Raw genomic sequence first — 14,266 nt, 5'->3', positions numbered from 1 at the left:
TGCGTGTGCTCCAGGCGGGTATCAGGCAAGGCGCTGTTGCCTCACTCAGATCAGCGGCGCTGGCCGAACATCATCTGCCGCGCGAGCGCTGCCTTGAGTGGCGGTGCCAGGTCGAGCGCGCTGAGCGCCAGACCGCGCACGGCGCCGAACGCGGGCGCATCCACCGTAAACAGACGCGCCAGGGCGTCGGTCGCGCGAATCGTTAGGCGCCGGTCGCGTGCACGGCGCTGGGCGAACAGGGCGAGCGCGAGTGGCGTCGCGCCATGCTGCGCCAGGGCGTCGGCTAGAGCGTAGGCATCGCGCAGCCCGAGATTGAGCCCTTGACCTGCCACCGGATGCAGCGTTTGCGCGGCATTGCCAATGGCGGCGATGCGGCCCTGAACGGGGGTTTCGAGCGCACTCAGGCCCAGCGGAAATGCCGCGCGTGACTGGATGCGGGTGAAGCGGCCCATGTAGCCGCCGAAGGCGCGGCCCAGTTCGGCGAGGAAGGCTCCATCGGGCAGTGCCGCGCGGTGCGCGGCTTGCTCCGGTGTGCAGCACCAGACCAGGGCGAAATCGGCCTCGCCTGCGCCGCCCAGCGGCAGCAGCGCAAGTGGGCCTTCGGCGGTGAAGCGCTCCCAGGCGACATGGGCTCGCGGTTGCGCCACGCTGACGATGCCGACCAGCGCGGTTTGTGCATAGTCGCGCCGTACCTCGGGGCGTGTGCGGCGAGGGCTTTGAGCATCGAACAGGCCGCCTTCGGCATTGACCAGAATGCGGGTGCTTAAGTCGTGCGCGGGCCCCGTATCGGTCTCTTTCATTGTGGGGCTGAGCGTCAGATGGACTGCATCGGGCGTGGCTTCGGGCGCGTGCGCGGAGGTCGACTGAAACCACTGCACAGGCGTGCCGCTGACCGTTTGCGCCAGCGCCTGGACAATTGAGCCATAACGCAGCACATAGCCCAGCGCGGGCAGGCCGTGTTCGGTGTGGTCGATCAGTGTGCGGCCGAAATGGCCGCGTTGCGAAACGTGGATGCGGTTGATCGCCGTGGCGTCGGCGGGCCAGCACAGGGTTTCGAGCAGGGTCCGGCTGCCGTGCGAGATCGCAATCGCGCGCGGGTCGCCTTGGGCGCTGGCGGGATCGCGCGCGTCCACCAGTGCCACGGACAGTGCACGGGTCGCGCTGCGACGCGTGAGCCATGCCGCGAGTGCCAGGCCAACCGGGCCCGCGCCGACGATGGTGACGTCGAATTGACATGGGGTGGTTTGGGCGGTGGCAGTGGGTGTGGCCGTGGGTGTGGCCGTGGCGCGGGCTGGAACGGAAGGCGGCGTAGACAAGGGCGATGAGGTCATGAGTGAGTGGGGGAATCAGCCCGCCGCATTGCCAGCGGTCGCGTGCGGGGGACGGGCGTCCGGAACGTGCTGGGCGCTTCGGGCGTCTTGCATGAGCGCTTCGATGGCATCGGCCTCGACGGGCACATCGCGCGTGAGCAGCTCGCATCCGGTGGCGGTGACGATCACGTCGTCTTCGATGCGGATGCCGATGTTCCAGTATTGCGGCGGTATGTCGTCGGCGGCGGGGATGTAGAGGCCGGGTTCGATCGTGAGCGCCATGGATTCAGCCAGCGTGCGGGCGCGCGGGGCGGCGCTGGCCGTGTTTGTGGCGTTCGTGGCATTCGTGACATTCGTGGTGTGCGTAGCGTTGGCCGTGTCCGTGACAGCCGCGGTTTGCGCAGTTTGCAGCGTTCTGGCTGCATCAGTCAGATCGCCCTTGCCAGCCTCGCGTTCGAAATAATCGCCGCAATCGTGCACATCCATGCCGATCCAGTGGCTCGTGCGATGCATGTAAAAGCGCAGATAGGCGCGTTCGGCGATGACGTCGGCGGCGCTGGCGTACCGCTCGCGGCTGAGGATGCCGGTATCCAGCAACCCCTGCGCCAGCACCTGAAGCGCCGCCTGATGCGGCGCCTCGAAACTGGCGCCCGCGCGCGTGGCCGCGATGGCCGCCTGCTGCGCGGCCAGCACGATGTCGTAAAGCTCGCGCTGCGCCGGAGAAAACCGGCCATTGGCCGGGAACGTGCGGGTGATATCGGCGGCGTAGCCGTCGAGTTCGCAGGCCGCGTCGATCAGGATCAGGTCACCGTCCTGGATCACGGTATCGCCCGCCGGATAGTGCAGCACGCAAGCGTTGGCTCCGGCCGCGACAATCGAGCCATACGCGGGTGCCTGGGCCCCCTGCTGGCGGAAGGTGTAGAGCAATTCGGCTTCGAGCGCATATTCCCGCAGGCCAGGGCGGCAAGCCGCCATCGCGCGGCGATGGGCCAGTGCCGAAATCTGCCCGGCACGACGCATCAGCGCGCATTCGTGCGCATCCTTGTGCAGCCGCATTTCGTCGAGCAGTGGCAGCAGGTCGTACGCCGCCGTGGGCGCGGTGACCCCGCTGCGACCCCGTGCGCGCACCGCATCGAGCCAGCCGCGCACGGCGGTATCGAGTTCGGCCGAGGTGCCTAGCGCGTAATACAGCGCGGGCTGGTTCGAGAGCCGTTGCGGCAAGTAGGTATCGCGCTCGTCGAAGGCGAAGGCCGCATCGACGCCCAGCACCGCGGGCGCGCGTTCCGGGCCGCAGCGCAGGCCTTCCCAGGTTTCGCGCTGGGCGTTGCGTTCGCGGCAAAAGAGCAAGCAGGCTGGCGCGCCAGGTGCGGCGCTGGCGTCGAGCACGAGCAGGGCTTCAGGCTCGCTGAAGCCTGTCAGGTAATAAAAATAGCTGTCATGCCGGTAGGGATAGTCGATGTCGCGGTTGCGCCGTACTTCGGCTGCGGTCGGAATCAGGGCGATGCCGCCGCCCTGGGCGCGTAACGCCGCCAGCACGCGGGCACGACGCTGGCGGTAGAGATCGAGGGCGGCCACGGGTGGCAGGGAGGAGGGCAAGGGCGGCTGGGTCATCGACGGATTGTAGCGTTGTCGCCGGTGAGCGCATGTCGTTGGCCCCGTTGCCGGCTGCGCGGCGGGCCGTTATTGTCCGTTATCGCGTCCTGCAAACGCTTTGGCCTGCCTGACCCGAAGCCCTGGCCATCCGGCTGCTGGACGTTGGGCCCGTGTGCCAGCGATACTGCCGTACGGCCATCGCGCCCATCCCACGTATACTTCCCATCTTTCGCCGAAATACCTTCGCGCAAATTCTTCCAGATAATCCAGACCATCCAGACCATCCAGGAAAAGAGGCAGATGTGATGAAACTCATCGGTTCGCTAGGGAGCCCGTATGTGCGCAAGGTACGGATCGTGCTCGCGGAAAAAAAGATCGACTACCAACTGGTGCTCGAAAACGTCTGGGCCGCTGAAACCGCGATCCACACGTCCAACCCGCTGGGCAAGGTGCCCTGCCTCGTGATGGAAGATGGCGAGGCGGTGTTTGATTCACGCGTGATCTGCGAGTACGCCGACACGCTGTCGCCGGTGGCGCGGCTGATTCCGGCATCGGGCCGGGAGCGGGTCGAAGTGCGCTGCTGGGAGGCGCTGGCCGACGGCATGATGGATGCGGCCGTGCTGATCCGGCTGGAGAGCACGCAACGCCCGGCCGAGCATCGTAGCGCGGCATGGGTGGCGCGCCAGCAGCAGAAGATCGACGGCGGGCTGGCGGCGATGGCGCAGGGCTTGGGGAGCAAGCTGTGGTGCTGCGGCAACCGCTACACGCTCGCGGATATCGCGGTGGGCTGTGCGCTGGGCTATCTGGATTTTCGCCAGCCGGAGCTGAACTGGCGTGAAGCGTGGCCCGTGCTGGCGCGGCATGCCGAGAAGCTGGCGCAGCGGCCCTCGTTTGCGGATACGGTGCCGGTGAATTAACGCTCTTGATGGGGCCGGTGGCGCTCAGGCTGGATGGGATGGCGTGAGGGCGAGGGTAACCAGCGCGGCGAACGCGGTGAACGCGGGCTCTGGTTTTCAGAGGCCCGCGTTTTTTGTTTGCCTGGCGTGCGGCCTGGGCTGCCATGCAGGCAGAGGGGTGTTGCGGATGGTTTAAAACGGCCGTTTGCAGATGAAATATCTTGAGGATTTTGGAACGACTGGGCCGGAACATGTGACTTAGAGCGGGATGGATTTTCTCCATCGGGATAGGTGTTATTTTAAATAACTAATGGAAATTATTATGTCCGGCAATCATATTTCTGGTTTCATGCCAAAAGTAACTGGTTCGACTCCGTCCAATACGAATCCCCCAGACCAGGTAGGTGGAAATGCTGATGGACCCCGAGAACCTCGTGCATCAGAACAGGGTTCAAATTTAGCTCCGCCAGCTACACCTAATTACCTTGATGCCGATACTTCTGATTCTACAAAAAGAATCAGGGAGGAGGGTCCAGATATTGACCCGGCTAAAAAAAGAATCAGGGAGCAGGGTTCAGATATTGCCCCGCCAGTGGACGTGTCGAAGGAGATTAACGCGGGCGGTAATGCGTATTTCGAAGTTTTATATACGAAGTATATGGACTTTTTAGTAAGGGTGGCGGGGATGTCTGAAAATCAGGGAGAGATATTTGACTCAAAAATGATAATAGGTGGTATTGAGACGGATAAAACCATATCCGAAATTATGGCTGATTGGACGCCTGAATTAAGGTTGCGATTTATGGATAAAATGAACTCTTTGCTTGAAAGTAGAGGCTGATTTCAGGAAAATATGAACTGGTTTGACGGTTAATTTATGATGTATTTTAAAAATTAACCGTTTGAATCAGGTGTCAATTATTGTGTGATGTGATTGCCCGATATTTTTATTGTTGTGTCAAAACATGTAGCAAACGTTCGATTTGCCCTGCATGGCAAAAATATTCAACCTTCATCCGCCTGCGCCAGCCCGATTCATTGCGTTAAAAATAATCGCGGCTGGCATTGCTTTCGAACCAATAAAAAATAAAATCCAACTTTCACGCGCCCTCATCGTTCTTTCAGCGCGCCGTCACACAGGCCTCCAGCCCTTGCGCTGCAAACGAATCCGCGCGCGCCAGCGGCCACCATTTCTCATACAGCGTGTAACGGTAATTGCCCCGCAGCAGATCGCCCGGCTCCAGATACTTGAGCAGCTCCGACATCAGCCGCACCTCATGCGACGACACGCGCCGCACGATGTGATGCGCCCGCAACTCCGAGGGATGCCGCAGCCCCGCTGCCTGAATGAGTTCCTGCAGCGCATGCAAGGTGTTGTGATGAAAGCTGAAGACGCGCTCCGACTTGTCCGGCACATCCAGCGCCTGCTGGCGCACCGTGTCCTGGGTGGCGACGCCGGTTGGGCAGCGGCCGGTATGGCAGGTCTGCGCCTGAATGCAGCCCACCGCGAACATAAAGCCGCGCGCGGCATTGACCCAGTCCGCACCGATCGCCAGTGTCTTGGCGATATCGAACGCGGTAATCATCTTGCCGCTCGCACCGATGCGGATCTGCTCGCGCAAGCCGATGCCGGTCAGCGTGTTGTGCACCAGCAGCAAGCCTTCCTGTAGCGGGACGCCGACGTGATCGGTGAACTCCAGCGGCGCGGCGCCCGTGCCGCCTTCCGCGCCGTCGACGACGATGAAGTCGGGCCGGATACCGGTTTCCAGCATGGCTTTGGCGATGCCGAAGAACTCCCAGGGATGGCCGATGCACAGCTTGAAGCCGGTGGGTTTGCCACCCGATAGCTGACGCAGCCGCTCGACGAATTCGAGCAGCCCGCGCGGCGTCGAAAACTCGGAATGCGTGGCCGGCGAAATACAATCGCGGCCCATCGGCACGCCACGGGTTTCAGCGATTTCGGCGGTGATCTTGGCGGCGGGCAACACGCCGCCATGACCGGGTTTCGCACCTTGCGAGAGCTTGATCTCGATCATCTTGACCTGCGGCTCGCTGGCTTGCCGGGCGAACTTCTCGGGGTTGAAGGTGCCATCATCGTTGCGGCAGCCGAAGTAGCCCGAAGCGATTTCCCAGATGATGTCGCCGCCATGTTTGCGGTGATATTTCGACATCGAGCCTTCGCCGGTGTCGTGGGCGAAGTTGCCTTTTTTCGCGCCGAGGTTGAGCGCCATGATGGCGTTCGCGGACAGCGAGCCGAAGCTCATCGCGGAGACGTTGAAGTTCGACAGCGAATACGGCTGGGCACGCTCCACGCCCACGGTGAGGCGGAAGTCGTGGTTCTCGAGCTGGGTGGGGGCGAGCGAATGGCTGATCCACTCGTGGGCCACGGCTTTCACGTCGAGTTCGGTACCGTAGGGGCGGCTATCCACTTCGTTTTTCGCGCGTTGGTAGACGATGGTGCGCTGCGCCCGCGAGAACGGTTTTTCATCGGTGTCGTCCTCGACGAAATACTGGCGAATCTCGGGGCGGATGAACTCGAAGAGGAAGCGTAGATGGCCCCACAGCGGGTAATTGCGCAAGATCGCGTGGCGCTTTTGCCGGAGATCGAACACGCCGAGCACGACGAGGGCGAGCGGCACGCTGAGCCAGAACCACGAGAGGCGGTGCGCGGTGGCCTGCACGGCGCAAAAGACCAGCAACAGCACAGCGCACCAAAGGGCGAGATAGCGGCGAGAAAACATTGAAGACTCCAGTGAGGTCAACGCATCGGGTCAGGTCAGATGGGCGGATCAGGTCAAGCTATCAAGCCATCAAGCAGCCGGGCGCGGCGTCAGCAACGCGGCTTGTTGCGGCGCTCGGGTGAGGGGGGCAGCGCTATCCGCCGCTTCGATGATGCCGCCGCCGAGGCACACGTCGCCGTCGTACAGCACCGCCGATTGTCCGGGCGTCACGGCCCATTGCGCGTCACGGAAGTTCAGCGCGAAGTGTCCGCCTGGAGGCTGCGAGGTGCCGAGGGCGCTGAAGGTGCAGGTGGCGTCGGCCTGGCGATAGCGGGTCTTGGCCGCGCAGGCGAGCGCGGCGGCGGGCGCTACGCCCGCGACCCAGCTTGGGTTGCCGGCCTGCAGTGTGTGGCTGAGCAGCCAGGGATGGTCATGGCCTTGCACGACGTAGAGCGTGTTCGAGGCGAGATCTTTGGCGGCGACGAACCAGGGCTCGCCGCTGCCATCCTTGCTGCCGCCAAGACCGATGCCTTTGCGTTGGCCGAAGGTATAGAAGGCCAGCCCGATATGTTCGCCTACCACTTTGCCATCCGGCGTTTTCATCGGGCCGGGCTGGGTGGGCAGATAACGGTTGAGAAACTCACGAAAAGGCCGCTCGCCGATAAAGCAGATACCGGTCGAATCTTTTTTCCTTGCATTGGGCAGGCCGATTTGCGCGGCGATTTCGCGCACCTGGGTTTTCGGCATCTCGCCGAGCGGAAACAGGGTTTTCGCTAGTTGCGTCTGGTTCAGCCGGTGCAGGAAATACGATTGATCTTTCGTGTGATCGAGCGCCTTGAGCAGCTCGAAGCGGCCTTCGGGGGTTTCGCGCACGCGCGCGTAGTGGCCTGTGGCGATGGTCTGCGCGCCCAGCGCGAGGGCGTGATCGAGGAACGCCTTGAACTTGATTTCAGCGTTGCACAGCACGTCCGGGTTGGGCGTGCGGCCCGCTGAATATTCACGCAGGAATTCGGCGAAGACGCGGTCTTTGTATTCGGCGGCGAAATTGACGGCTTCGAGATCAATGCCGATCAGGTCCGCCACCGACACCACGTCGATCCAGTCCTGACGCGCCGAGCAGTATTCGCTGTCGTCGTCGTCTTCCCAGTTTTTCATGAACAGGCCGACGACCTCGTAGCCCTGTTGTTTGAGCAGCCAGGCGGTGACCGACGAATCGACGCCGCCCGACATGCCCACTACGACTTTTTGCTGGCTCATGAGTTGTCCGTTGTGCGGCTTGGGCTGTGCTTGCCGTGTGCTTCGTGTGCCTTGGGGGCGAGGGCGTGAGTGTGTACCAGATCGAGGGGAAAGCGCTGTCCGGCGAGATAGTCGTCGAAGCAGCGCATGACCAGCGGCGTGCGATGCCGTGGTGCGCAGGCGCGTAACTCGTCGGCGCTGAGCCATAGCGTGCGCACGATATCGGCGTCGAGCGTGCTGCCTGCTCGTGGCGCGTCACAGGTGCCGCAGTAGGCAAAGCGCAGATAGGTGATGCCGGCTGGCTGGGCGGGCTGGTCGACGTGCGTCATGTAGACACCCACCAGCGCGGTAGGGGTGAAGGGTTGAGTGGTTTCTTCGAGGGTTTCGCGCTGGACCGCTTCGAGGAGGGTTTCGCCGGGTTCCAGGTGGCCTGCGGGCTGGTTCAGTCGTAATCCGTCAGCGGTGTGTTCTTCGACGACGAGAAAACGCCCATGATGTTCGATGATGGCGGCGACCGTGACATGTGCCGCCCAAGTTTGAGGTTTCATGGAGGCGCATTTTACCGTCTATGCGGTTTAAGCGTGACGAACCGGTGTCTCCACGAAGCGCTGGCCGCGGGTGGCGCGGGCCTTCCTGGAGAGGCGCGGCAAACGGCAAACGGCAAACAGCAAAATCAACGCGACAAGAGATGACGAGCCGTGATGGCCCCGTCATCCCTTGTCGCATTTCATGCCTGGTGTTGGCGTTTAACGCATGTTGGCGTATTCCGCCGCAGCCTTGAGTTCAGCGCTTGCTTCATCCAGCAGGGCTTTGGCCCGTTCAGCATGGTCGCCAAGCTGATTCCGGTTGGCCACCTGGGCCTGGCTGGTTTCATCGTAGGCGCGGCGGATCGAAACCTGCGCCTGCGCCAGCAGCGGATGAAGCTGCCAACTGATGTCCTGCTCAGGCGGTGGCACGCCCTGGGCGGCACAGCCGCCCAGGGCCGCGGCCACCAGGCCCGTGCCGGCCAGTCTGACAGCGTTGAGGCCCAGCTTGCGCAGGGGGTTAGTAGCGGCCATTAGCGTACTCCGCAGCCGCTTTCAGTTCAGCGCTTGCCTCATCCAGCAGGCGCTTGGCCCGGTCAGCGTGGTCGCCGAGGCGATTGTAGTTGGCTTCCTGGGCCCGGCTGATCTGGCCGAACGCCTGACGAATCGAGGCTTGTGCAGCAGCGAGTTCCGGGTGACGGGCGTAACTCACGTCTTCTACGGGCTGGGCAGACGCGCTAGCAATGCCAGCGGTGAGATAAACGATGGGCAACAGTGCGGCCAGACGGTGGAATTTCATTTTTCGTTTCCATACAAGGGGTTGTGTTTTCGGACGAGCCTGCCGGGTGTTCCGCAGGCGGGCGGCTTACCGACTTTTCCGGATTGATCAGGATCAGGCAAAACGCTTGTCCTCCCAACGGGTTGCCGAAGCGTTCCGTTGACGTTGCTATATAACATTTTTGAGATGACGACGCACCCTTGTCAGAAAAGCCGGTAACGCATGCCAAAGCTTGGCGGAACAGTTGTCGGCCTGCGGCGAGCCGCCTGGCTTCGCCTATGCGTTTTGATTGGCCCATCATCCTGGGGGCATGCTGGTTTCGCCAGTAAAGGCGAAATGAATGGCACACGTGCCACGTGCGCCACGCGTGCTCCACGGGAATGCCCGCGCTACCGGTGCGGGGGCCGCTTCGGTTACAGTGGCGCGGTTGCCGTTGCGCCTCGGTTTTGGGTGTACCTCGGGGCGTGGCTGCCGTCACTGTTGTTCCAGCAGGAAGGCCGAGGAGGATTCAACGATGCATATCGGAGTGCCAGCCGAGACCCGCGCGCACGAAACCCGGGTTGCCGCCACGCCCGAAACCGTGCGCAAATATGTGGCGCAAGGCCACACGGTAAGTGTGGAGCGCGGCGCGGGGGCGGCAGCCAGCTATCCCGACGACGCCTATGCCGCAGCGGGCGCGCAACTGACCGACGCCACCACGGCGTGGGCCACCGAACTCATTCTCAAAGTCCAGGCCCCAGGCGCCGCCGAATTACCGCTGCTCAAAGCGGGTGCGGTGCTGGTGGGCATGCTCGATCCTTTTAATACGACCCAAGCCGCAGCGCTCGCGGCCACCGGCGTCACCGCGTTCGCACTCGAAGCCGCGCCCCGCACGACGCGGGCGCAAAGCCTCGACGTGCTTTCGTCGCAGGCGAATATCGCGGGTTACAAGGCCGTGCTAGTTGCGGCGGACCTGTACGGACGCTTCATGCCGATGCTGATGACAGCGGCCGGCACGGTCAAGGCGGCGCGCGTGCTGGTGCTGGGCGCGGGCGTGGCGGGTTTGCAGGCGATTGCCACGGCCAAGCGCCTGGGCGCCGTGGTTGAAGCCTCCGATGTGCGCCCGGCCGTGAAAGAGCAGATCGAATCGCTCGGAGCGAAGTTTCTCGAGGTGCCCTACGAGACCGACGAAGAACGCGAGGCTGCGCAAGGCACAGGCGGCTACGCCCGGCCGATGCCAGCAGGCTGGCTGCAACGCCAGGCCGCGCTGGTACATGCGCGCGCGCTGGAGGCCGATATCGTGATTACGACCGCGCTGATTCCAGGGCGCGCCGCGCCGACGCTGATTGCCGCCGAAACCGTGCAGGCGATGAAACCTGGCTCGATCATCGTCGATCTGGCCGCCGGGCGTGGTGCGCCGGTGGCGGGCGCGGATCGCGCGGGCGGTAACTGCCCGCTCACCGAAGCCGATCAGATCGTGACGCGGCACGGCGTGCAACTGGTGGGCTACACCAACCTGGCATCGCGCGTAGCGGCGGATGCCTCGGCGCTCTACGCGCGCAACCTGTTTGATTTCGTCCGGCTGATTGTCACGGAGCAAGGCACATTCAAGCTCGATCTCGAAGACGATATCGTCGCGGCCACGCTGCTGGCCCGCGCGGGCGCACTGGCGCGCTAGACCTGGCGAACCCGGCACGGGGTTCACCTTCAGCATTCAGCATTCAGCATCCACAGGAGGCTTCACGATGGAACTCATCAGCCACACGGTGATGAACCTGATTATTTTTGTGCTGGCGATCTACGTCGGCTACCACGTCGTCTGGAACGTCACCCCCGCGTTGCACACGCCGCTGATGGCGGTGACCAATGCGATTTCAGCGATTGTGATCGTCGGCGCGATGCTCGCGGCAAGCCTGACCGTGGGCGATAGCGGCAAGGTCTTTGGCACGCTGGCGGTGGCGCTGGCGGCGGTCAACGTGTTTGGCGGTTTTCTGGTGACGCGCCGCATGCTGGCGATGTTCCGCAAGAAGTCCCCCAGCGCCAAACCTTCAGCGCCCGCGCTCGCTGCCGATTCCGCTACGGTCACGGAGAACACGCCATGAGCATGAACGTGGTTACGTTGCTGTATCTGGTGGCGTCGGTGTGTTTCATTCAGGCGCTCAAGGGGCTGTCGAATCCGAACAGCGCGCGTCGCGGCAACCTGTTCGGCATGGCAGGCATGGCGCTGGCGATTGTCACGACGCTCGCGCTCATCATGAGGCAGGCCACGTTCCTCGGCGCCAACCTGACGCTCGGGCTGAGCCTGGTGCTGGCGGCGCTGGTGGTGGGAGGGGCGGTAGGCGCGGTGATCGCCGCGCGCGTCGAGATGACGAAGATGCCCGAACTCGTCGCGGCGATGCATTCGCTGATTGGCCTCGCTGCCGTGTGCATTGCTTACGCGGTGGTATCGGAGCCTGCCGCGTTCGGGCTGGGCGCGGCCGATGGCACGGCGCCGGGCTTTCTGCCCTACGGCAACCGGGTCGAGTTAGTGATCGGCACGTTTGTGGGCGCGATTACGTTCTCGGGGTCGGTGATCGCCTTTGGCAAGCTGTCGGGCAAGTATCGGTTCCGGCTGTTTCAGGGCGCGCCGGTGGTCTACGCCGGCCAGCATCTGCTGAACCTGGTGCTGGCGCTGGCAATGCTCGGCTTTGGCGTGGTGTTCTTGTTCACCCAGGCGTGGTTGCCATTCATCGTGATGACGCTGATCGCGTTCGCGCTCGGTGTGCTCATCATCATCCCGATTGGCGGCGCGGACATGCCGGTAGTGGTGTCGATGCTGAACTCGTATTCAGGCTGGGCGGCGGCGGGGATTGGCTTTTCGCTGAACAATCCGATGCTGATTATCGCGGGCTCGCTGGTGGGCTCGTCGGGAGCGATCCTCTCGTACATCATGTGCCGCGCGATGAACCGCTCGTTTTTCAATGTGTTGCTGGGCGGCTTCGGCGCGCAGCCGGGCGTGGCGGCGAGTGGCGCGCGCGAGCAGCGGCCCGTTAAATCAGGTTCGGCCGATGATGCGGCGTTTATGCTGGGCAACGCGGAATCGGTGGTGATCGTGCCGGGCTATGGCCTCGCGGTGGCGCGCGCGCAGCACGCGTTAAAGGAGCTGAGCACCAAGCTGGCGGCGAAGGGCATCGACGTGCGCTATGCGATTCATCCGGTGGCCGGGCGGATGCCGGGGCACATGAACGTGTTGCTGGCTGAAGCTGAGGTGCCGTATGAGCAGGTCTATGAAATGGACGACATCAACAGCGCGTTCGGCGAGACAGATGTGGTGCTGGTGCTGGGGGCCAACGACGTGGTGAACCCAGCCGCGAAAAACGACCCGTCATCACCGATTGCCGGGATGCCGATTATCGAGGCGTACAAGGCGCGCACGGTGATCGTCAACAAACGCTCGATGGCGGCCGGGTATGCCGGGCTGGATAACGACTTGTTCTATCTGGACAAAACGATGATGGTCTTTGGCGATGCGAAGAAGGTCATCGAGGACATGGTGAAAGCGCTTGAGTAAGGCGCTTGAATCGAAAACGCATGAGTCGAAAATGTATGAGTCAAACGTTTGAATCGAAAACGCATGAATCGAGCGGCCGGACATGAAGGACATGACGCGCGGCAGGCCTTGCACTGCTGCGCGTCATGTGTGACGGGATGTGCGCCTCAGTTTTTGAGCGCTTGCGCGATGGCGTTGAACATGAGCGATGTTTCAAGCGGCTCGGCATTGAATGAAGGTTCGGCCTTATCCCATGTTGACCATTGAACCATGACCAGATTTTCTTTTTGATTGACCGCGATGATCTGGCCAAATATGCCTAGCGCCCACAGAGCCTCGCGGGTATCGGCGCCTCCTTTGGGTTCAACCATCCCCGCATTGGCCGGAACGCTGTTATTCCACCATTGATAGCCGTAAATGCCTTCAGGATGGGCCACTGAAACCGAATTTTTAGCGGTATTCCACTGCGATGCTTCCTTGATCCAGCCGTCTGGCAATATCGTTTGTCCATTGCGTAAAGTGCCATTGCGCAAGACAAACAAGCCAAAACGTCCCCAGTCTTCCAAAGTCGCATTAAAACCATGCCCGCCCATATCGTGTTTGCCGAGTTCATACGAATGCCAAACGCCATCGCTGGCCATACCGAATGGAATCCAGATTTTCTGTTCAAGATAATGGGCGATGGGCATTCCGGTGGCCTGCTCCAGAATATCGCCTAGCAGCCATGCGCCTCCGGTTGTATAGGACCAGATTTCACCGGGTTTGACATCGGCCCGGCGGCTGACGCCATAGACCAGTTTTGCGACACAGTGATAAGTATCCGCGTTGGCTTCGCATTGCGTTAAGCGGGAAAAATCGGAGGCGGGATTTGTATAATCTTCATTCCAGTTAACCCCTGACGTATGTTGCAACAGCTGTTTTAACGTGACGTCCTCCCAGGCTGTGCCCTTGAGATCGGGTTTATACACCGTCAGTTTGTCATCCAGCGATTTAATCTTTCCATCCTTGATGGCCGCGCCGAGCAAGGTTGAAACAATCGATTTGCCGACGGAACGGGAGGTCCATAAGGTATTTTTAGTATTGCCGCCGCCATAATATTCATAGGCGATTTTCCCATTTTTTATAACGAGAAGCCCTGTGACATTTTCCCGCTTGATATAGTCGGCAAGATGATAATTCTGGCCATTCACGCTATAACTGGCGTTGGCCAGATTTTTTTCAGCATGGGGCAAGGGAAATGCCGCGCCATGCTTGAAAATATCGCCGGGATAAGCACGATAATCATTTCTGAAGCCGATTAATCGCTCTGCTTTATTCCAGGTCAGCATGTTTTTGACATCCGGCAGATTTTTATCAACGGGCGTCGGGCAGGTTTCCAGGCCGGCAATGCCGCAGATATTCCCTGTATTTTTGGCATTGACGTTGACAGCGAGTAAGGCGAAAACAGATAAAACCAGAAGCCTGGTTTTGTAATTGATCATTTTGTTGAAACTCCCGTATAAAAAGCGAAGCACGTTTTTGAAGGCGGATTTGTATTGAGATTATTGCGGCCATGAGGGTTTTTAGCCGCCGCGACATGATAAACGTGTTCGTTTATTTTCGGGTATCTCATAATTTGATGCGTTTTAATTCGGCCGCGAGTTATCGCATGACGAAGAAAGCGCAAAACAGGAGGTAAACGAAAGTGGGCCGCATCCGTTA

General features: G+C 61.4%; 13 protein-coding genes. 5 read left to right on the top strand and 8 right to left on the bottom strand.

Annotated features, from left to right (window positions below; translation table 11 throughout):
- Positions 1–50: 50 nt before the first annotated feature.
- Both GH657_RS13145 and GH657_RS13140 read right to left on the bottom strand, forming a co-directional pair.
- Positions 51–1,331, bottom strand: coding sequence for a UbiH/UbiF/VisC/COQ6 family ubiquinone biosynthesis hydroxylase (locus GH657_RS13145; protein ID WP_153101323.1), 1,281 nt, complete (start codon positions 1,329–1,331; stop codon positions 51–53).
- Positions 1,332–1,346: 15 nt separating this feature from the next.
- Entirely contained in the window at positions 1,347–2,921 is a 1,575-nt protein-coding gene (locus GH657_RS13140; protein ID WP_153101322.1) for an aminopeptidase P N-terminal domain-containing protein, read from the bottom strand.
- Positions 2,922–3,208: 287 nt separating this feature from the next.
- Here GH657_RS13140 and GH657_RS13135 point away from each other — a divergent pair, with 287 nt between their 5' ends.
- A complete protein-coding gene (locus GH657_RS13135; protein ID WP_153101321.1) occupies positions 3,209–3,820 on the top strand; it encodes a glutathione S-transferase C-terminal domain-containing protein in 612 nt (203 codons plus the stop codon).
- Between the two features lie 301 nt (positions 3,821–4,121).
- Positions 4,122–4,640 carry a hypothetical protein gene (locus tag GH657_RS13130; RefSeq protein ID WP_153101320.1) on the top strand — a complete coding sequence of 173 codons (519 nt, stop codon included), beginning with the start codon at positions 4,122–4,124 and terminating at the stop codon, positions 4,638–4,640.
- A gap of 280 nt (positions 4,641–4,920) precedes the next feature.
- On the opposite strand, the gene GH657_RS13125 is transcribed toward GH657_RS13130, so the two are convergent.
- The 5 genes from GH657_RS13125 to GH657_RS13105 form a co-directional block, all read right to left on the bottom strand.
- A complete protein-coding gene (locus GH657_RS13125; protein ID WP_153101319.1) occupies positions 4,921–6,540 on the bottom strand; it encodes an FMN-binding glutamate synthase family protein in 1,620 nt (539 codons plus the stop codon).
- A gap of 69 nt (positions 6,541–6,609) precedes the next feature.
- Positions 6,610–7,776, bottom strand: a complete 1,167-nt coding sequence (gene mnmA / locus GH657_RS13120; protein ID WP_153101318.1) for a tRNA 2-thiouridine(34) synthase MnmA — start codon at positions 7,774–7,776, stop codon at positions 6,610–6,612.
- Entirely contained in the window at positions 7,773–8,303 is a 531-nt protein-coding gene (locus GH657_RS13115) for an NUDIX hydrolase (RefSeq protein WP_153101317.1), read from the bottom strand. The genes mnmA and GH657_RS13115 overlap by 4 nt, the downstream gene beginning before the upstream one ends.
- Positions 8,304–8,501: 198 nt before the next feature.
- Positions 8,502–8,813, bottom strand: a complete 312-nt coding sequence (locus GH657_RS13110) for a hypothetical protein (protein WP_246174073.1) — start codon at positions 8,811–8,813, stop codon at positions 8,502–8,504.
- Positions 8,800–9,078 (bottom strand): hypothetical protein, encoded by a 279-nt coding sequence (locus GH657_RS13105; RefSeq protein WP_153101316.1) that lies wholly within the window; start codon positions 9,076–9,078, stop codon positions 8,800–8,802. Before GH657_RS13105 ends, GH657_RS13110 begins: the two co-directional genes overlap by 14 nt.
- A 493-nt stretch (positions 9,079–9,571) precedes the next feature.
- Here GH657_RS13105 and GH657_RS13100 point away from each other — a divergent pair, with 493 nt between their 5' ends.
- From GH657_RS13100 to GH657_RS13090, 3 genes are all read left to right on the top strand, one after another.
- Complete coding sequence (locus tag GH657_RS13100; protein ID WP_153101315.1) at positions 9,572–10,714, top strand: Re/Si-specific NAD(P)(+) transhydrogenase subunit alpha; 1,143 nt, start codon at positions 9,572–9,574, stop codon at positions 10,712–10,714.
- Between the two features lie 67 nt (positions 10,715–10,781).
- Positions 10,782–11,138 (top strand): NAD(P) transhydrogenase subunit alpha part 2, encoded by a 357-nt coding sequence (locus GH657_RS13095; protein WP_153101314.1) that lies wholly within the window; start codon positions 10,782–10,784, stop codon positions 11,136–11,138.
- A complete protein-coding gene (locus GH657_RS13090; RefSeq protein ID WP_153101313.1) occupies positions 11,135–12,586 on the top strand; it encodes an NAD(P)(+) transhydrogenase (Re/Si-specific) subunit beta in 1,452 nt (483 codons plus the stop codon). The genes GH657_RS13095 and GH657_RS13090 overlap by 4 nt, the downstream gene beginning before the upstream one ends.
- 146 nt (positions 12,587–12,732) lie before the next feature.
- Here the strand turns inward: GH657_RS13090 and GH657_RS13085 are convergent, their stop codons facing one another.
- The gene (locus tag GH657_RS13085; RefSeq protein ID WP_153101312.1) at positions 12,733–14,046 is read right to left on the bottom strand and encodes a serine hydrolase domain-containing protein; all 1,314 of its coding nucleotides are present in this window, start codon (positions 14,044–14,046) and stop codon (positions 12,733–12,735) included.
- Positions 14,047–14,266: the final 220 nt, after the last annotated feature.

It is taken from the genome of Paraburkholderia hayleyella (assembly GCF_009455685.1).
GTDB lineage: Bacteria > Pseudomonadota > Gammaproteobacteria > Burkholderiales > Burkholderiaceae > Paraburkholderia > Paraburkholderia hayleyella.
Note: the sequence above shows the minus strand (reverse complement) of the source record. Positions and strands in the feature narration are given on the sequence as shown.